This is a genomic window from Geobacter psychrophilus (assembly GCF_056821595.1).
In genome coordinates, this window is record NZ_JBXDTU010000004.1 from 1,379,624 (window position 1) to 1,399,754 (window position 20,131).

The 20,131-nt window shown below is 55.2% G+C and carries 13 protein-coding genes and 1 riboswitch; of the genes, 4 read left to right on the forward strand and 9 right to left on the reverse strand.

The window, feature by feature from the left end; translation table 11 throughout:
- Nucleotides 1–141: 141 nt before the first annotated feature.
- Nucleotides 142–1,143: a hypothetical protein gene (locus ACOCF6_RS08795; protein WP_482460008.1), complete on the forward strand. Its 1,002-nt coding sequence runs from the start codon at nt 142–144 to the stop codon at nt 1,141–1,143.
- A 110-nt stretch (nt 1,144–1,253) separates the two neighbouring features.
- Here the strand turns inward: ACOCF6_RS08795 and cobI are convergent, their stop codons facing one another.
- Together cobI and cbiE are read right to left on the reverse strand one after the other, a co-directional pair.
- On the reverse strand, nt 1,254–1,958 hold the full coding sequence (gene cobI, locus ACOCF6_RS08800; RefSeq protein ID WP_482460009.1) for a precorrin-2 C(20)-methyltransferase: 705 nt from the start codon (nt 1,956–1,958) through the stop codon (nt 1,254–1,256).
- Nucleotides 1,958–3,175, reverse strand: a complete 1,218-nt coding sequence (gene cbiE, locus ACOCF6_RS08805; RefSeq protein ID WP_482460010.1) for a precorrin-6y C5,15-methyltransferase (decarboxylating) subunit CbiE — start codon at nt 3,173–3,175, stop codon at nt 1,958–1,960. Before cbiE ends, cobI begins: the two co-directional genes overlap by 1 nt.
- 273 nt (nt 3,176–3,448) lie before the next feature.
- A riboswitch (cyclic di-GMP riboswitch) is annotated at nt 3,449–3,525 on the forward strand.
- Nucleotides 3,526–3,609: 84 nt separating this feature from the next.
- On the opposite strand from cbiE, the gene ACOCF6_RS08810 reads away from it, so the two are divergent.
- Complete coding sequence (locus tag ACOCF6_RS08810; RefSeq protein ID WP_482460011.1) at nt 3,610–4,044, forward strand: hypothetical protein; 435 nt, start codon at nt 3,610–3,612, stop codon at nt 4,042–4,044.
- Between the two features lie 72 nt (nt 4,045–4,116).
- Here ACOCF6_RS08810 and ACOCF6_RS08815 read toward each other — a convergent pair whose 3' ends face one another.
- From ACOCF6_RS08815 to ACOCF6_RS08825, 3 genes are all read right to left on the reverse strand, one after another.
- Entirely contained in the window at nt 4,117–7,029 is a 2,913-nt protein-coding gene (locus ACOCF6_RS08815) for an ATP-binding protein (protein WP_482460012.1), read from the reverse strand.
- 192 nt (nt 7,030–7,221) lie between these two features.
- Nucleotides 7,222–9,027 carry a translational GTPase TypA gene (gene typA, locus ACOCF6_RS08820; protein WP_482460013.1) on the reverse strand — a complete coding sequence of 602 codons (1,806 nt, stop codon included), beginning with the start codon at nt 9,025–9,027 and terminating at the stop codon, nt 7,222–7,224.
- Nucleotides 9,028–9,126: 99 nt separating this feature from the next.
- On the reverse strand, nt 9,127–10,383 hold the full coding sequence (locus tag ACOCF6_RS08825; protein ID WP_482460014.1) for a glutamate-5-semialdehyde dehydrogenase: 1,257 nt from the start codon (nt 10,381–10,383) through the stop codon (nt 9,127–9,129).
- Between the two features lie 261 nt (nt 10,384–10,644).
- Here ACOCF6_RS08825 and ACOCF6_RS08830 point away from each other — a divergent pair, with 261 nt between their 5' ends.
- The gene (locus ACOCF6_RS08830; RefSeq protein WP_482460015.1) at nt 10,645–12,939 is read left to right on the forward strand and encodes an ATP-binding protein; all 2,295 of its coding nucleotides are present in this window, start codon (nt 10,645–10,647) and stop codon (nt 12,937–12,939) included.
- 19 nt (nt 12,940–12,958) lie between these two features.
- Here the strand turns inward: ACOCF6_RS08830 and ACOCF6_RS08835 are convergent, their stop codons facing one another.
- From ACOCF6_RS08835 to ACOCF6_RS08850, 4 genes are all read right to left on the reverse strand, one after another.
- On the reverse strand, nt 12,959–13,690 hold the full coding sequence (locus ACOCF6_RS08835) for an RluA family pseudouridine synthase (protein WP_482460016.1): 732 nt from the start codon (nt 13,688–13,690) through the stop codon (nt 12,959–12,961).
- Between the two features lie 16 nt (nt 13,691–13,706).
- The gene (locus tag ACOCF6_RS08840; protein ID WP_482460017.1) at nt 13,707–15,704 is read right to left on the reverse strand and encodes a (Fe-S)-binding protein; all 1,998 of its coding nucleotides are present in this window, start codon (nt 15,702–15,704) and stop codon (nt 13,707–13,709) included.
- A gap of 141 nt (nt 15,705–15,845) precedes the next feature.
- Nucleotides 15,846–17,165 carry an electron transfer flavoprotein subunit alpha gene (locus ACOCF6_RS08845; RefSeq protein WP_482460018.1) on the reverse strand — a complete coding sequence of 440 codons (1,320 nt, stop codon included), beginning with the start codon at nt 17,163–17,165 and terminating at the stop codon, nt 15,846–15,848.
- Between the two features lie 21 nt (nt 17,166–17,186).
- Nucleotides 17,187–18,002, reverse strand: coding sequence for an electron transfer flavoprotein subunit beta/FixA family protein (locus ACOCF6_RS08850; RefSeq protein WP_482460019.1), 816 nt, complete (start codon nt 18,000–18,002; stop codon nt 17,187–17,189).
- A gap of 767 nt (nt 18,003–18,769) precedes the next feature.
- Here ACOCF6_RS08850 and gdhA point away from each other — a divergent pair.
- The gene (gene gdhA, locus ACOCF6_RS08855; RefSeq protein ID WP_482460020.1) at nt 18,770–20,116 is read left to right on the forward strand and encodes an NADP-specific glutamate dehydrogenase; all 1,347 of its coding nucleotides are present in this window, start codon (nt 18,770–18,772) and stop codon (nt 20,114–20,116) included.
- The last annotated feature ends 15 nt before the right edge of the window (nt 20,117–20,131 follow it).

Genomic DNA, 20,131 nt, shown 5'->3' on the forward strand with positions numbered 1-20,131 from the left:
GTTGTCAATCAAATACACCGCCGCACCATGCCGCTTCGGCCGCTCGCACGTGCCGCCAAATTATCTGGAAAACAGGGCAGGCATCTGCTATAACCATCTTCATTGAAATCCGGTGTATCACGCCGCCTGCAAGGAGATTATATGAAACGATTGTTGCTGGTTTTCACATTGTTTGCCACCGTTATTTCGGGTTGTTCACAGAACCACTTTAACATTCCCACCGAAAACTTCGCTGACAAGGTCCGGGTGCTTGGCATTGCCCCCATTATCGTAGATGCGGACTCAGACATCAAACATCCGGAGAAAGATCAGCTGATTTCACTGCTGGCAGAAATGAACCGCAAATACGAACAGCAGTTTGTACGCAAGCTCAAGGCTACCGGCAATTTTTATACGGTGGCACTGCTGGATGGTGACCCGCAGAGCATCTATGGAAAACTCTCTGCACGACGTGAAAAACGTGATGATGCGTCTGTTCTGTACAACAAATATTTCTGGAAGAACGATGAACTGCGCGACTATCTTCAGAAGAACAACCTGGATGCGGTCATGCTGCTGGTGGTCAGCGGACTGACCAAATCAGACAAAGAAATATCCTACGGCCAGTTTAAATCCCTGACCACTGACTACAACTATCTGATTATGACGGCCCAGATTCTGGATGCCAGTGGATCCATTCTCTGGGAATACCCGAACTTCCGGCAGCGCATCCCGAGTTACGACCCGATGATAAACCTGGAATATCCTGATTTCAATGAGGCAGAGGCCAACATGACAACCAATGCCAATGTCAAATTCAAAACCATTGATGGCATCAGGCGCACTTTGGATCAGAAAAGCAAGGATCTGATGCTGCGTGAAACGCAGGAATCGAATGTTTACAGCAAACAGTTTGATGAGATGGTTTCGTTCCTGAAGTATGACCATGACAAAGAAAAGAAGTCGTCTGTTCCGGTCGTCGAGACATCCCGTCCTCTGGCACCTGCTGCGCAGCCGGTCAAGGCCGTTCCGCCAGCCGTATCACCGCAGGCACCGGCACCAGCTCCGGCAATCGAAGTACCCGCTGTCACACGGGTACCCGTTCTGGAACAACCGGCAGCACCGACCGATGAAATAGTGCCCGCCAAAGGCAGCACACTGTAGCACGTATCCTGCGAAGCAGGGTTAGTGCGGTTGCAGAAGCTGTTCACAATGCGAAAAGGCCCTTTCAGAACAATTCTGAAAGGGCCTTTTACATTACGCCACCGGTCACCTCAACTGCGCCTGACAATCATCAACGACAGGTAATCCGGTGTATGGGCATCCATCTCGTCCAGGCTGGTCAGCACTTTCTGCCGGGCACCGCCGACCCGTTCGACAAACACCGCGCTTCGATCCCGGCCCATCTTCCTGAGAACCGCAAGAATGTCCCCAAAGAGCGGTTTGACCTTCAGCAAAACGACCGTATCGTAGGTTGCCAGCGCCTCGATGACCTTATCCATTCCGGCTGTCGCCGGAATAATGGCGATCCGTTCATCCGCCTCGGCCAAGGATACACAGGCAACGGCAGCGGAGGTATTGATGCTGGAAATACCGGGTACGATCTCGATGGCAATCTGTGGATATGATTCCTGGAAGATACGCAGCAGATAGATAAACGTGGAGTAGAGCAGCGGGTCACCGATGGTAATGAAGGCCACATCCTTGCCGGCTGCAATTCGTGCGGCAATTGACGCGGCAGCCTCCTGCCAGGCCGGAATCAGCCGGCTCTTGTCGGAGGTCATCGGAAACTGGTGGATAATGATTTCCTGACGCCCTTCATCCAGAAATTCACGCACGGTTTCCAGTGCCACACTGGCTTCACCCGGATTGGAAACCGGAGCCAGGATCACATCGGCCTGACGCAGGACCCGCTCGGCCTTCCTGGTCAGGAGTTCCGGATCGCCCGGGCCGACACCGACAGCAAATACAGTTGCCACTATTCCTTGCCCTTCCAGGCGGAGATGATGTAGACCGGGTTCTGGGCCTCAAACATCTTGTATTCCGTAAGTCGGCGGGTCTTGGAGATATTGACGCAGGTCGCTTCAACGACATAGCCATGATCCTCCAGAAACTCCACCGCCTTGGTAAGAGTATCCAGGGTCACGGCATTCAGAACGATCAGTCCTTCCGGCTTGAGGCGTTTATCGACCGCATCGATGATCTCTTCCAGCTGGCCGCCGGCACCGCCGATAAAGACCCGGTCCGGGTCCGGCAGGTCCTCCAGCCCTTCGGGGGCATAGGCCTCAATAAGCTTCACATTGCGAGTGCAGAATTTTTTCAGGTTTTCATTGATAAAGCCGACACACTGCGGGTTACGCTCCACGGCAAAGATGCGGCCATTGGGCATCAGGTTGGAGGCCTCGATGGAGACCGAACCGCTGCCGGCGCCGATATCCCACAAGGTCAGGTCATCCTGCAACTGGAGCTTGGAGAGGGTAACAGCCCGCACTTCCTGTTTGGTAATCAGCTTCTTGGAAGTCTGGAACTCATCGTCGTCAATGCCGAGCAGCGGATACTGGACCAGGTTTGGTTCATAGGTCTTGATCAGAATAAGTATATTAAGCTCCGACGGCTTCAGCTCCAACAGGCCACGCAGATCGCTGCGGGTAAACTTTTCGCCCGGCAGGCCCAGATCCTCGCACAGCCAGGCTTCATACCCCTCTGCTCCGCGATCAATCAGCTCCCTGGCAACCGCAGCGGGCGTATTGACTTTGTCGGTCAGGACACAGGCCTTTTCAGCGGCTACAATCTTGTCCACCGCTGCGTGCATCCCGCGGCCATGCACCGAGACGAAAATGGCATCGTCCCACGGCTCTTTGATGCGGGAAAAGGCATACTGCATGCTGGTTACGTTGGTGAATATCTCAATGCGCTCCTTGGGCAGGTTGCGCAACAGGAAGCGGGAAATACCGAAAAAGGTCGGGTCACCTGAAGCAAGGATGGCAACACGCTTATCGGTTTTCTGGAGAAACTCGAGCAAAGCGGACAGGTCGCCCAACTCGGTCTTCTGACCGCTGAAATCCGGGAAAATATCCAGATGACGCTGATGCCCGATCAGCACTTCGGCCTTGCCAATGATCTCCAGCGCCTTGGAGCTGAATCCCTCCCAGCCCGCCATGCCGGCGCCGACCAGATAAATTTTTTCCTGCGTCATATATATGTCCCCCGTGCGGGATTCACTGCTCTCTTCAAGGTGGCGACTATAGCACTCTGGAATCTAAAAATCATCAGATTATCTGTCGTAACTGCTATCATTCGACCGGATAAAAATTGTCACCTGACTTCTTCTATTCGCCATTTTACGGAATATCCGTAAACCCGGCTTTGCAAAATAAATTCACAAAACCCCATTCAGCATGCTTTTAAAGAGATCTTTAGGATATGGCACACAACATGCTAACCATGTTGTGTGGTTAAATAGCGGGATACACGAAAATACTAAACCATCCGCGAGGGTGGGACGGAAAGCCTACAGGGTCTCTCTGAGACAGCCGGGTCGCCGAAATATCTCATGGTATTGGCGACCCGGCTTTGTTTTTGCCGGGACAAGCGGCACCAGGCAGTACAGCCTGGCACAAGGAGACCGCGATGTCAGACTCTGAGAAAAGGTCGTTTGCTTCATTCCTGACCCTGTTAAACAGGATAAGTGCGTTAACGAAATATTTCTGCAAGATGCCGCAGAAAATAGTATCTAACTTACTAACAATACTCATCCCCGTTATCGTTTCACTGGCTATCTCGTCAGCCCCGGCACTGTCACATGCCGACCCATTCCTGTTACTGCAGTATGATGCGGGACCTGCCCTGACACCAGCAGCAGTAAAGCACGTTGACACGCGTTCAGTGACGATCGGACTCAACGGGAATGGCGATCTGGCCATACGGCACAGCGATGTTTCCCTGATCGTAGCCTACAATCCACCCAACAACAGTATCGACCATCAGGAGCGCATCAGAATCGCACAGAGGCAGGAATGTCCCACCATCAGCGGCATCAGCCTCACCGTAAGTCTGCTCTTCTAACCTCCGGATGAGTGGCGCTTCAACGCACGAGGCCCCCGGAAAATCCGGGGGCCTCGTGAAGCAACGTTTTGATCATAACACCAGCCGGATCCGCTCCAAAAGGGCCTCTGCGGTAAACGGCTTCTGCAGATAACTGACCTCTTCCTCCAGCGTACCGCCCCGGATACTGGGATTCATAGGATATCCTGAAATATACACCACCCGCAGGTCCGGCATCTGCACCACCAACTGCTCGTATAACTCCGGCCCGCTCATGCCGGGCATGACCACATCCGATACCATCAGCTCAATCCGATCCTGGCTGCCGGCAGCAATCCCGATCGCCTGCACAGCGTCGGCAGCTGTCACGACACAATAACCATACCCTTCCAGCATCTCCCGCACCATCTCCCTGACCATCTCGTTGTCTTCAACAACCAGAATAGTGCTCGCAGGATTACCATGGACATGGCTGTGATCAACCAGGGCTTCCCTGGTTTTCATCAATGGAACCAGCGTACTGGCAGGCAGATAGATACGGAAGGTGGTACCCTCGTTTTCGCGGCTGGTAACGCTGATATGCCCATTGTGCTGCTTGACAATGCCGTATACCGTGGCGAGACCAAGTCCGGTGCCATGGCCAGCAGCCTTGGTGGTAAAGAAGGGTTCAAAGATATGTGCCAGGACATCGCTGCCCATGCCGCAACCACTGTCCGAAAAGGACAACAGGATGTACTCGCCCGCTGTCATGCCGGGGTGCAGACGAACATTCTCCCCCTCCATGAAAACCTTGCAGGTCTCGATTGAAATCACGCCCTTTCCGTTCAAGGCATCCTGGGCATTGACGACCATATTGAGGATGATCTGCTCAATCTGCGACCGGTCAGCGGACACATAGGCACCCGCCGGATCCAGGGTCAGGTTGATGGTGATGCTCTCGCGGATGGTTCTGCGCAGTACGATATGAAACGATTCAATCACCTCGTTCAGATCAAAGACCGTTGTAGTTACCGCCTGACGACGACCGAAGCTCAACAGCTGCTGGGTCAGGTCCTTGGCTTTGTGGGCTGCGGCACTGATCCCCGCCACCTTTGAAGACAAGGGATCACCGGCACTAAGCCGGGCGGAAATCATCTCGGCATACCCCAGAATCGGCGTCAACAGGTTATTGAAGTCATGGGCGATACCACCTGCCAGATGACCGATGGCCTCCATTTTTTGGGCCTGGCGCAACTGCATCTCCATCTGCATCTGTTCGGAAATGTCGCGATCAACGACAACCAGTCCGCGACGGCTGCCATCAGCCTTGAACAGCGGTATTTTGATGGTGTCGAAGGTGCGCAACTGGCCAGGTCCCATGGCGATGGTTTCTTCCGAGTGTGCCAATCCGCCCAGCTCCCAGGCAGCCAGGTCGCTTTGATGGCACGACAGCAGGGCATCCCTTCGCTGTGGCACCAGCTCTGCCAGCTCCAGATTTGTTTTCCCCACATAATCAACCTGCTGCAGGCAGAACAGTTCAATACCGGCAGGGTTGACCAGCAACCATCTGCCAGTGGCATCCTTGAAGAAAATTGCGTCAGGAATTGCCGAAAGCAGTCCCCGCATACGGGTTTCGTTTTCGAGCGCCTGTTCTTCGGCAAGCTTGATGTCGGATATATCCGAGACGATGTGAACAGCCCCCGTGAGCACACCGGCATCGTTGGTGACCGGATCAACCGCCACATCATACCAGCGTTCGCCAATCTTGATCTGCATGGAAGCACGATGCCCGGTTTCAAGCATCTTATTGAAGGGACAGTTGTGCAGTGTATCAGCGTAACTATGGGCAACTTCGCAACACAGCAGACCGATCACCTGCTCCTGCTGCATACCGAAAATCGTCTCCGTGGCTTTATTGGCGCGCAACACGTGGCGGTCCAGATCCATCACCCAGACAGCCGCGCCCACGGCATCAAACGTTGCCTGCCATGCTTCGGATGAGGCTGTTATTTCAATCTGCTGCTCCAGCTGCAGGCGATAGGCATCTTCAATACGGCGTATCTGCCGCAGGAGCACCGAAGCCAGCAACCACAGGGCCAGCGAAACCACCAGGGACAGCGCAGCCTGGAGCAGGGTATTGCTGCGCCACTGGGCGGTTACCTCATCCAATCCCATATTGGCATTCGCAACCACCGGGAAATGCTCCAGTGAATCGTAGGAAACAATACGGCCGTCCGGCTCGAGCAGCGCCTTGCCGCCGGCGATGCGGAAGGTTCCTTTGGGGGAGCGGGGCAGATAGGTACGGATAAGATGGGATTTCCTGAAGTCGCTTGAATAATCCGATTCCTTGAACGGCTCAGCCAGCAGCAGCGACCCATCCCGTCGCACCAGAACAATCTTGCCTTGCTTTCCTAGATCAAGGGATGCATAGAAATCCTGGAAATACTTCATCTCAAGAGCAACGACTACCAGGCCTTCAAGAGTGCCATTAGCCGAGCGCAGCGGCCGTGATAGTGTGATGCGCCATTTGCCGTTGAGTCTGCTCTTAAACGGCTTCGAAAGGAAGGTTGATGTATCGGCGGGATTGTCACGGAAATGTATAAAGAAATCGCGGTCACTGACATCGGCCTGCTGTACCGGTGAGTCCAGCGAATGGGCAAACAGCATACCCCTGGGGTTCACCAGGACAATTGAGCCGATCTGCGGTGTATTGCGGGGGTGTCCCATGAGAAAACCGCGCAAATGCTCGCTGTCTTCCTTGTCGATCCCGCCTTGGGACTGGATGTGGTCGATGGTGTCAAGCAGCACATTGTCAGCCTCGCTGAAGGCACGCTCGGCATGTTCTTTGAGTGCACGTGCGTAACCGCGCGTCTGCTGTTCTGCCCCCCGGATTGTCAGACGATATTCGGTCGCTGATTTCCACACCGAAAAGGAGACAATCAAGAGGATCAATGTTGCCACTGCAACAATAACGGAGCGCTTGAACAGGCGATAGTCTGGAGCGGTTGCGTGTGCAGGAGAATTCATAAACGAGGGTCTCGCTTGATGTCAGAGGCAGTAGCTGCTGAAACGGCCAGACAGGCCCCCTGAGTTTGTAGTTCCGGCAGATACACATACTACATAACTCAAGATAATGCAGTATTCAAATGATACATACAACAGCAGGCCGGTAAAATATCACCGGCCTGCTCTGGTTCATACAGTATGTTAAAATCCGATCTAGCCTTTGAAAGCCCGTTTGCGCTTGGTCGGGTCAAGTTCTTTTTTGCGCAGGCGGATTGAGGTCGGGGTGACCTCAACCAGTTCATCGTCAGCAATGAATTCCAGCGCCTGCTCCAGGGTCAGAAGACGCGGCGGAGTCAGCTTGATGGCATCGTCCGTTCCTGAGGCACGCACGTTGGTCAGTTTCTTGCCCTTGGAGGGGTTGACTTCCAGGTCATTGTCCTTGTTGTGCTGGCCGATGATCATGCCACCGTAGACCTCAACGCCAGCCCCGATGAACAGGGTGCCGCGAGGCTGAAGGGCATCCAGCGAGTAGGCCGTTGTCTCACCATGCTCCATGGCCAACAGTACGCCGTTTTTACGGCCGGGAATATCCCCCTTGTAGGGAGCGTACTCATGGAAGGTGTGGGTCATAACCGCTGTACCGCGGGTATCAGTCAACACCTCACCGCGCAGACCGATCAGGCCGCGGGCCGGGACAATGAACTCCAGGCGGACCATCTCGCCCATGGGGGCCATAGCCACCATCTCACCTTTGCGTGGCCCCATCTTCTCAATGATGGCACCCTGGAACTCGGAGGCAACGTCCACTACCAGGTATTCCATCGGCTCCATCTTGACGCCGTCCTTGATCCTGACGATGACTTCCGGTTTGGAAACGGCCAGCTCGAAGCCTTCACGGCGCATATTCTCGATCAGGATCGACAAATGCAGTTCTCCGCGCCCTGAAACCTGAAAGGTATCGGCGCTATCCGTATCTTCGACCCGCAGTGAAACGTTGACACGCAGCTCTTTGGTCAGGCGTTCGCGAATGTTGCGAGAAGTAACCCATTTGCCTTCACGACCGGCAAAAGGTGATGTATTGACCATGAAGTTCATGGAGAGGGTCGGCTCGTCGATGGAAACGTACGGTACCGCGATGGGGTTCTCGGCCGAGGCCAGGGTTTCGCCGATACTGACATCCTCAAATCCGGCTACGGTCACGATGTCGCCGGTGCCGGCCTCTTCGATATCGACCTGCTTGAGTCCTTCATAGCCGAGCAGCTTGGAAATACGCCCCTTGGTGATTGTACCGTCGGCTTTGATCATAGCGACGGTTTCACCGGCCCGGACCTTGCCGTTGAAGATACGGCCAGTGGCCATGCGCCCGATATAATCGTTGTAATCGATGTTGGCGATCAGCATCTGGAAGGGCGCGTTCGCATCGCCCTTGGGAGGGCGAACATTGGACTCAACCACCGCAAAGAGAGGCTCCAGGTTGGTGGATTCGATATTAATGTCCAGCTTGGCATATCCGAGCTTGGCACTTGTGTAGACGACCGGGAAATCCAGCTGGTCGTCCGAGGCTTCCAATTCGCAGAACAGGTCGAAGACCATGTTGAGAACTTCCTCGGGACGTGAACCGGGACGGTCGATCTTATTGATGACCACGATCGGCTTCAGACCCAGGTCGAGGGATTTTTTCAGTACGAAGCGGGTCTGGGGCATGGGGCCGTCCAGGGCATCCACCAGCAGGAGGACGGAATCGACCATTTTCAGAACGCGCTCCACCTCGCCGCCAAAGTCGGCGTGGCCAGGGGTGTCGACGATATTTATCTTATACTGGCCGTGATGGATGGAAAGGCTCTTGGCAAGGATGGTGATGCCGCGTTCCTTTTCCAGGTCGTTGCTGTCCATCACGCGCTCGGTAATGGCTTCGTTTTCGCGGTAGACACCGGCGTGTTTGAGCATGGCATCAACCAGGGTAGTCTTACCATGGTCAACGTGGGCGATAATGGCGATGTTACGGATTCTTTCCTGCATGAAGGGACTCCTCAATCTCTCTCAAAATAAAAGGACGGGCAAAGGCCCGTCCGTGAAACATGATACTATGGCAATTTTTTTCTTATATAGCAAGAACTTTCACTCTCTAATCTGTCCATCCCCATACACAATGAACTTGGTGGTGGTCAGATCCTCCAGCCCCATGGGACCGAAGGAGTGCAGCTTGGTGGTGGAGATACCGATCTCGGCACCCAGACCCAACTGGTTGCCGTCGGCAAAACGGGTCGAGGCATTGACCATCACGCAGGAGGAGTTGACCTCGCGGATGAAGCGCTGGGCGCGGCTGTAGTCGCTGGTAATAATCGACTCGGTGTGCAGCGAACAGTAGCGGTTGATATGGTCGATGGCGGCGTCGATATCGTCAACGACGCGGCAGGCCAGAATCAGTTCCAGATACTCGGCATACCAGTCTTCTTCCGTCGCGGGGGTGGCGGACAATGCATAACTGCGGAAAGCCTCATCACCGCGCAACTCCACACCCAGACCTGACAGGGTGGCGGCAATTCTGGGGATAAATTCGGCCGCCACATCCTTGTGGATCAGGAGCGTCTCCAGGGCGTTGCAGACACCGGGGCGCTGAGTCTTGCTGTTGACAATAATCTGTTCGGCTTTGTCGAAATCAGCCGACTGATCGACAAAGATGTGGCAAACGCCCTTGTAATGCTTGATGACCGGGATGCGCGAGTTCTCCACTACGAAACGGATCAGGCTCTCACCGCCGCGCGGGATGATCAGATCGATGAATTCCTCCTGCTTGAGCATCTCCAGCACCCCTTCCCGCTCGGTGAAGGGGATCAGCGACAGGGCCGCTTCCGGAATTCCCTTGGCCTTCATCACCCCCTGCAGGACCGCGGCAATGGCGCGGTTGGAATGGATCGCTTCGGAACCGCCTCGCAGAACCACGGCATTACCCGCCTTGAGACAGAGCGCGGCTGCGTCGGCAGTCACATTGGGGCGTGCCTCGTAGATGATGCCGATCGTTCCCAGCGGTATGCGCATCTTGCCGACCATCAACTCGTTGGGCCGCTTCCACATTTTGGTAACCTCGCCCACCGGGTCGGGCAGGGCAGCCACCTCGCGCAGGGCATCGGCAATGCCGGCAATACGTTTATCATCCATCATCAACCGGTCGATCATGGCACTGGAGAGCCCTTTCTGGCGGCCGGTCTCCAGATCTTTGGCATTCTCGGCGATGAGATGCCGGGCCTGAGCCTCCAGCGCCTGTGCCATGGCACACAGCATATCGTTCTTGGCAGTTGCGGTTAAGCGCGCCATTACGAGTGAGGCCTGGCGGGCGTTTCGGGCAATGCTTGCAACCTGTTCAGCGAGGGACATATGTGCTCCTACCTGGTGATGTGTCGCTACTATCTGTAAAGTGTAAGATACTTTGCGAGGTACTTGCAAGAGGAATGACGGGCTCTGCCCTGTTATCAAAACACACCCGAAGACCACAGGGCAGATCGGGTCCGGCCAGGATTACGTTGTTAACCTCTGTTTTAGTGGTAATCTAAATGGTGCTTATGAATTTTCGGCACTAACCCCGTGTTCTCTGTTCGGAGGCACCTTCGTGATAATCTGTACGGCAGGAGAGCACCCATGCTTCAAGAACTGATACTCCTATTTACACAGTTTGGCGGCGGCCCGGGGGATCCGGCCAACAATGTCGTGCGGTTTCTGCTGGCCGCCTTTTTCTGGGTGGTACTGCTCCTGGTTTCCTACCGGATGTGGCGCACAACCAGCGATCGCCGCCATCTCTATTTTTCAATCTCTGCCGCGGTCGGCGCCAGCAGGGAACTGTTCATGTTTACAGCCGAATACGGAAGCTTTCGGGGATACATCTCTTTCCCGACTATTTTTCGTTATTATCCTCCCATTGAGCACTCGATAGAAACCCTCTCGATCATCCTGATGGGCTATGCCTTTATTCGCTTCTATTTCAATTTCGAACGATTCTCCCGTATATTCCTGATCGGCAGTTCGATCCTGACCGCACTCACCTACAGCATTACCGCACCGCTCTGGCCCAGGTTTCTGGATGCAACCGAACGCGCTTCGCTGAGCAACAGGCTGTTCATCGGAGCCCAGTTCCATGATTTTTTTGGTGATCTGCTGTTCCGGGTAATCGGTGTGGTCGTTACCCTGTTCATACTTGCTGCATTTATATACGCGCGATCCCGGTCCATCAGGGTGCCCTGGCTGGCATTTCTGGCGTTCTTTTTATTTTTCCTGGACCATGGACTGCAGGCTGTCAACGACCTCTGCAACGACCGTTATGCGCCGGTCTTTGCCCCTGTGCGGCACTGTCTTCATACCGGGGGTATCGTGCTGCTGGTCGGAGTCTATTGGTGGGAGGTCACCCGCCAGCTCAACAGCCGGAAACAACTGCTGCAATCCCTGTTGGATGCCATTCCCGATCACATCTTTTATAAAAACACCAAAGATACCTATCTGGGGTGCAATCAGACCTTTGCCGAACGATTTGTCGGCAGACCCAAAAACGAGATCATCGGGTACAGTGAGCAGGATTTTTTTTCAAACGCTGCCCTGGCAGAGCGTTTTAGCAGCTGCGACCAGGAGATAATCGCCACGAATACGTCTCGCACCTATGAGCTGCCTTATACGCTGCCAGACGGGAAACAGGTTGTGCTGGAGACCATCAAGACCCCGTTTCATGACCCTGACGGCCAGATTGCCGGGTTGATCGGTGTTTCCCGCGACATCACCGAACGAAAAAACCTGGAAGAGCAGCTGCGTCATTCCCAGAAAATGGATGCCATCGGCCAGCTTGCCGGAGGTGTCGCTCACGACTTCAACAATATTCTGACAGCTATCATCGGCTATGCCAGCTTGATACAGTTTGAAATGGGTTCCGATCATCCTCAGGCAAACAATCTCAACCAGATCCTGTCTTCATCGGAGCGGGCGACCAAGCTGGTTCAAACCCTGATGTCCTTCAGCCGGAAGGAAACCCTGACAGCCAGTTACCACGATTTGAATACCATCGTAAACAATCTGAAGGACTTCCTCCAGCGCATCATCACGGAAGACATCCATCTCCTGTTAACCTGTTGCGAATCTGCGCTGAACGTATATGTTGACAGCGGCCAGATCGAACAGGCACTGACCAATCTGGTCACCAATGCGGGGGATGCCATGCCGAAAGGGGGCCGACTGGCCATATCGACTCAACCGTACGAAATGGACGACAGCTTTATCCGGAACCACGGTTATGGCAAACCGGGCAGTTACGCCCTGCTAACAGTAGCGGATAACGGTCATGGCATGGACGATGAAACCCAGAAACGGGTCTTTGAACCCTTTTTTACCACCAAGGATATCGGCAAGGGCACCGGTCTCGGACTGGCCATTGTGTACGGCATCGTCAAACAGCACCGCGGCTTTATTACCGTTTCCAGCACCCCGGGCACGGGCACGACCTTCCAGATCTTCCTGCCGATCGTCAAGAGGGAACATACCGCTGAGAATAACATGGCCGCCGCCACCCTCCCCGAGAAAGGCTGCGAGACGATTCTGGTTGCGGAAGATGAATCAGCCGTACGCAACGTCGTTGAAACAACCCTTCAAAGATTCAATTATAACGTGATCAGTGCTGTAGACGGGCAGGATGCTGTCGAAAAATTCGCGGCCAACAGAAACAACATCAGTCTTGTATTGATGGATATCATCATGCCCAGAATGAATGGCAAGGATGCAGCGGACGAGATCAGAAGGCTGAGGCCGGATATTAAAATCCTGTTCACCAGCGGCTATACCGCCGATATTATCCGCAGCCGCGGGGAGCTTGACGCCGGAGATGAGATACTGTTCAAACCGGTCAATCCGATGGATCTGTTACGAAAGATTCGCCAGATACTCGACGGTCAATCCTGATAAACTGCGGTATCCGCTATCAGGATGGTACCGGTGATGCTGAGTTCCCGCTCCCGGTCCTGCCCACCAGCCGGGCAAAGTGTTCCGGAATCGGGGATTCAAAATACAGCGGTTTTCCACTTATGGGATGTGTACAGGAAAGAGACCTGGCATGCAGCGCCAGAAAAGGATAGCCATCACCCCCCTTGCCGTAGCGCTTGTCACCCACAACCGGATGACCTTTTTCAGACAGATGCACCCGAATCTGATGCTTTCTGCCGGTCAGCAGACAGATCTCCAGCAGACTGAAACCCTTTGTCTCTTTGAGGACCTTGTACGCGGTATGGGATAACTTGCCTTTTGTACTGTCGGGTGTCGAATACACGCTGTATGCAGAGTTTTCAGCCAGATAGGAGCTGATCACTCCCTCTTTCGGAGTGAGTTCGCCATACACAATTGTCAGATATTTCTTTTCCGTGTCCTGCCACTGCTCCTGCAGTATCATTTTTGCTTTTTCGCTTTTTGCGAAAATCAGAATACCCGATGTGTCGCGATCCAGACGATGCACAATATAAATCCGGTTGCGGGATTTGCTATTCCCCTTGCGGACATAGTCATTGAGGATCGTGTGGGCCGTCCTTGATTTATCCCGATCCGTCCCCATGGTTAACAGACCGCAGGGTTTATTGATCACCAGGATATCTGCGTCCTCATACAGCAGTTCAACCCCTTTGGGCCCATGCTTCGCTCGGGGGCTGCTATTTTTGATCATCGTTGATCCCACGCTGCTACCGCAACACCGCTTCTGCCATCACCTCGGCTACATCCCGCACCCGGACCCCCTCCACATTCACATCCTTGAGACCGTCCTCGAACATGGTCAGGCAGTAGGGACAGGCGACACAAATCGTGTCCGGCTGCTGCTCAACCGCCTCTTTAACGCGGGTCAGGTTGATGCGTTCGCCGCTATGCTCCTCCATCCACATCCGCCCGCCGCCCGCCCCGCAGCAGAAGGCATTGTTGCGGTTGCGCTCCATCTCGACCGGGGCAGCGCCGGTGGCCGCCTGGATCGCCTGGCGGGGCGCGTTGTAGACATCGTTGTGGCGGCCAAGGTAGCAGGAATCATGAAAGACAACACTGCCGAAGTCTGCAACCGTTGTATCCGGTTTCAGGCGACCGTCCTGCACCAGGTTGCGCAGCAGTTCGCTGTGGTGGATGACTTCCAGCTCCAGGCCGTACTGGCGGTAATCATTCTTGAGGGTCGAGAAACAATGCGGACACTGGGTGATGACCTTTTTGACCCCTTTCTCCGTGAAGACGGCCACGTTTTCCCGGGCCAGCTTGTCGAAGACAAATTCGTTGCCCAGCCGGCGCACGCTGTCGCCGCAGCATTTTTCATCCTTGCCCAGGATGCCCCAGGAGACACCGGCCCTGTCCAGCAGTTGGGCCACGGCCACGGAGACATGCTTGTTGCGCGAGTCAAAGGAGCCAGCACAGCCGACATAGAACAGGTATTCGGTAGTGCCCTTTTCGAACGGCTTGACCTCCATCTGGCTGCACCACTTGGTGCGCTCAGTGGGGGCGATGCCCCACGGGTTGCTGCGCCCTTCCATGTTTTCAAACAGGTTGAGCAGTTCTTCCGGGAAGCGGGCCTCGGTCTCCACCAGGTGGCGCCGCATCTGGATGATTTTGGGCATCTGCTCGATAAAGACCGGACAGGCCTCCATACAGGCGCCGCAGGTGGTGCAGCCCCAGATCGACTCCTCGGAAACGCTCCCTTCACCACCCTCCCCGATCAACGGGGTGCGGGGCTGTGCTCCCCGTTTCAACAGACTGCCGTTCTCCAGCAGATTGACCTTGATGTCGTGGACCACGGCCCGCGGGTTGAGCGGTTTGCCGGTGATGCTGGCCGGGCAGACCTTCTGGCAGCGGCCGCATTCGGTGCAGGAAAAGGAGTCCAGCAGGTCCTTCCAGCTGTAGCGATCCACGCTGGCTACGCCAAAGGTGTTGCCGGTGACGAATTCTTCCCGGGGCTGGGTGTTGGGTTTCTCCTGCCTGCGGAAGAAGCAGTTGGGGATGGCGGTCAGGATATGCATGTGCTTGCTGTGCGGCAGGTAGCACATAAAGGCAAACAGGGCACAGGCATGCACCCACCAGGCTCCGGCATGTATGACGCCCAGCTGAGACTGCGGAAGAAGTCCGGCAATCTGTGCCGATACCGGCATGATCCGCCCGGCGGTGGCAAGGAATGACAGCGGGTCGGAGTTGGAGCGGATCATGATCGTGGCCAGCTCCGAGGCATTGAGGCCGAAGGAGGCCAGCATGAGCGCCGCGATCAACCCCAGGATAAAAAACGCCTCCGGGGTACGGGCCTCCGGATAGGGCGGGGAGACAACCCTTCTCACGGCTGCGACCGTGACGGCAGCCAGGGCCAGGAGCGAGGCGATGTCGATCATGAAGGCCAGGGGGACATACAGTTCAAACGGAAGCTTGATCAGCTTGATACTGTGGGGGAACAGGCCGTTCAGGATGAATTCGGTGTTGGCGATCATCAGGATGATGAACGACCAGAAGATGACGAAGTGGTTGATGCCGAACGGTTTGGCCAGGACCCGTTTCTGGGCGAAGGCAAATTTCAGCATGTCGCCGACCCGGCTGCTTATGTTGTCGAAGCGGTTTTCCGGCTGACCGAGCGAAATCAGACTGAGACGCTTCCAGCAGCCCCAGGCGAATACGGCCAGGGAGGCGATCAGGAGCGGGGTGAAGATGAGCGAACTGGGTGTCATATATACCTCTGAACGGCATGTTATCCACGAAAGGCACGAAAGAAAATCTAATAACAGTACCAATAAGGTTCTGTTGTTATTCCTGAATAATTTTTCGTGTGCTTCGTGTCTTTCGTGGACAAATGTTTGATTTTATGGTGGTTAACGCTTCTGTTTCAGTTCCCGGATCTGTCGGGTTATGGCCGGTATCACCTGGAACAGGTCACCGACGATGCCGTAGGTGGCGACCTCGAAGATCGGGGCGTTCTTGTCGCGGTTGATGGCGATGACCATGTCCGAGTCCTGCATGCCCACCAGGTGCTGAATGGCGCCGGAGATGCCGCAGGCGATGTAGATCTTGGGGCGGACGGTCTTGCCGGTCTGGCCGACCTGGCGGTCGCCCGGCATCCAGCCGGCATCGACGGCGCTGCGGGACGCGCCCACGACCCCGCCCAGTTCATCGGCCAGTTCCTGCAGCAGGGCAAAGTTCTCCGGCCCCATCATGCCGCGGCCGCCGGAAACGATGAAGTCGGCGCCGGTGATGTCAACAGCGCCCTTGCTGTGTGAATCGCGGATGATTTCGATGACCTTGGTGAGGATATTTTCTTCCGGGACGACGAACGGATCGCGGATGATCTCTCCGGTCGCCCCGGCCTGCAGTTCGGGCATCGGCATGACGTTGGGACGGACGGTGGACATCTGCGGCCGGAATTTGTCGCACATGATGGTGGCCATGATGTTGCCGCCGAAGGCCGGGCGGGTTTGCATCAGGTTGCGTTTGTCATCGATGGCAAGGCCGGTGCAGTCGGCGGTCAGGCCGGTACCGACCCGGGTGGCGACGGCGCCGGCCAGGTCGCGCCCCATGCCGGTGGCGCCCATCAGGATGATCTCCGGCCGGTACTTTTCAATCAGGTGGCAGCAGGCCTCGACATAGGCCTCGGTACGGTAGTTCCGGTATATCGGGGCATCCATCAGATAGGCTTTGGTTGCGCCGTGGGCAAAGGCCTCGCTGCAGAGATGTTCGACCTGCTCACCGATCACCATGGCACACAATTCGACCCCCAGTGATGCGGCCAGTGTTTTTCCGATTCCCAGCAGTTCCCAGGAGACCTTGGCCGGCTCACCTTCGGTCTGCTCGACGAAGACCCAGACCCCGCGGTACTGGGCCAGCTTCTGAGCCAGTGCCGCGGCTTCCGGGTCGATCTCCTCTTCGACCGGCAGGGCCGAAGCGGCCAGCTCTGCCAGGATCTTCTGCTCCTCGGGGGTGAAGTACATCTCCAGGGCAGAGGCCGGACAGATCTTGACGCACTTCAGACAGCCGATACATTTGTCGGTCAGGATGATCGGCTCACCGCTGTCGGTCATGTCAACGGCGTTGACCGGACAGGCGCTCTGGCAGCGGGCACCGCAGGCGATGCATTTGCCTTCCAGCAGGCGGGCGACGCCGCGTGGTTTCTTTATCTTGGGCTTGGGATCAGTCATGTAACAACCTTTACTTTGGAGTTAAATCGGCAGCATATCCTTGGCCAGCAAGTTGTCGATCAGTTGCTTGGCAGTGCCTTCCGGGTCGGCGTAGCCATCTCCCAGGATCTCCCCTTTGGCGCGCTCGGGGGAGAAGATCTTGGAGACCCAGGTCGGAGAGCCTTTCAGGCCGATCTTTTGCTCATCCAGCTGCAGGGTCTGGTTGTTCCAGAGTTCAACCGTGGCATCGACGGCGGCCAGACGCATGGGCACTTTCGGATAGCGGGGGCGGTTCAGTTCACGAACAACGGTCAGCATGGCCGGAAGAGGGGCTTCTACGATCTCGTGGCGCCCTTCGAGTTTGCGACTGACACGGATGCGCTTGGCAGACAGATCGATATCGACGATGTGATCGACCAGGGTTAATTGCTGGTAGTCCAGGCGACTGGCGATGCCGGGGCCGACCTGGGCCGTGTCGCCGTCAATGGTCTGCTTGCCGCACAACACCAGGCCAACCTCGTCCACCTCCTTGTGCAGCTTGCTGATCGCCGCGGAAAGGACGTTGCTGGTGGCCAGGGTATCGGCACCGCCGAAGACCCGGTCAGACAGCAGAATGGCACGGTCCGCACCCAAGGCCAGGGCCTTCTTGAGGGTGGCTTCTGCATTGGGAGGTCCCATGGAGATGGCAACGACCGTACAGCCGAAACGGTCTTTGAGGCGCAGGGCCTCTTCCAGGGCATGGGTATCGTAGGGGTTGACGATGAACGGGATTCCCTCGCGCACTAGGGTATTGGTGACCGGGTCGATCTGAACCTGGGTTGTGTCCGGAACCTGTTTGATACAGGCGACGATTAGCATGGAAACCTCAAGTAGACTAAAATGTTATTTTGCAGCTGACTCGCATGGAATACGTAACCAGGTATGCGCCCTGATCAAATTAAAGCACGGGGAGAATATCTTGCAACCTGCATAATATTTTTATACGGAAATTACATAAAAAAAGCCCGACTGATATCAAAGCCGGGCATCGTTGCCTCATCTACCTGCACCTGTAACAGGTTCATGATATTTGAGCAGGAAGCGTGCCGTTTCAGCCAGAGTCAAAAGTATTACGTTGATCAGGACCGTCTTATCTTAGCTCCATCGTACACATTATACCTGATTATGTATTTTGCAGCGGCTGTCGCAATATTTAGTCACATCAAAAATGCGCCGCAATGATGCATAAATTATAGGCATGCTGCCGTTTAAATGGGCGCCAAACGAGGTTCATTGTACCAATTTTCGCATTCCGGTCAACTGTTTATGCAGAGGCCAGCTCAATTAGCAACAGCAATGCTGTTTTTCAGTATTCAGTGCGCAGTGGCTGCGTACCAGGATACAACACATTAGCTACTCACTTGTGTAGCCCAACAACCCTAATCAGGACATCACGCAACAGGTAGCGCACAACGTGATATGCCGGCAATAAATGCAAGTGATTAATTTCCCGGCCAAGCTTGTATAAAAATAATGCATGTTCGATCCGTGGCACGATATCTGCTTTAAAAACGGGCATTGAGTGCAGTTGTGTGCATATTTATTATTCACATCTGCCCGCATTTTAATCTTTTTCAGGAGGCATCATGCCAAAGGTCGACGAGAAAATCGAAGGAATGTATCAGGAAGTTCTGAAGCGCAACCCCGGCGAAACCGAATTTCATCAGGCGGTTCTTGAAGTCCTGGAGTGCCTGGGACCGGTTGTGACCAAGCACCCAGAATACCTGGAGCGCAAGATCATCGAGCGCATCTGTGAACCCGAGCGCCAGATCATATTCCGTGTGCCCTGGCAGGATGACAAGGGCATCGTCCATATCAACCGCGGATTCCGGGTAGAATTCAACAGCTCACTGGGCCCCTACAAAGGCGGTCTGCGCTTCCACCCGTCCGTGTATCTCGGCATCATCAAGTTCCTCGGTTTCGAGCAGATCTTCAAAAATTCACTGACCGGACTACCGATCGGCGGCGGAAAAGGCGGCTCCGACTTTGACCCCAAAGGGAAATCTGACGATGAAGTCATGCGTTTCTGCCAGAGCTTTATGACAGAACTGTATCGGCACCTGGGCGAGCACACCGACGTACCGGCCGGCGATATCGGCGTGGGCGGCCGCGAAATCGGCTATATGTTCGGCCAGTACAAGCGTATCACCAATCGCTATGAGCCGGGCGTACTGACCGGCAAGGGCCTGACCTGGGGCGGATCACTTGTACGCACCGAGGCCACCGGTTACGGCGCCACCTTCTTTGTCAACGAGATGCTCAAGGCACGCAAGGACTCCTTTGACGGCAAGACCTGCCTGGTCTCCGGCTCAGGCAATGTTGCCATCTACACCATCGAGAAGATCCACCAGCTGGGCGGCACATGCGTTGCCTGTTCCGACTCCAACGGGGTGATCTACCACGAAAAGGGCCTCGATCTGGACCTGATCAAGCAGCTCAAGGAAGTCGAGCGTCGCCGCATCTCTGATTATGTCGCCACACACAAGGACGCAAAGTATATTCCAAACGGCAATATCTGGGATATTCCCTGCCAGGTTGCCATGCCGTCCGCCACCCAGAACGAAATCAACGGCAAGGATGCCAAAACCCTGGTTAAAAACGGCTGCATCGCTGTCGGTGAAGGCGCCAACATGCCGACGACCCCTGAAGGCGTCAAGGTATTCCTGGATGCCAAGATATCCTACGGTCCGGGCAAGGCTGCCAATGCCGGGGGTGTGGCAACATCAGCTCTCGAAATGCAGCAGAATGCCGGACGCGATTCCTGGACCTTCGAGTTTACCGAAAAGAAGCTGGAAGACATTATGGTCAACATCCACCGCAACTGTTTTGAAACCGCCGAAGAGTACGGCGCCCCCGGTAACTATGTTCTTGGCGCCAATATCTGCGGATTTATCAAGGTTGCCAACGCCATGGTCGCTCACGGCTTGATCTAACTGAAAAAATAGGCT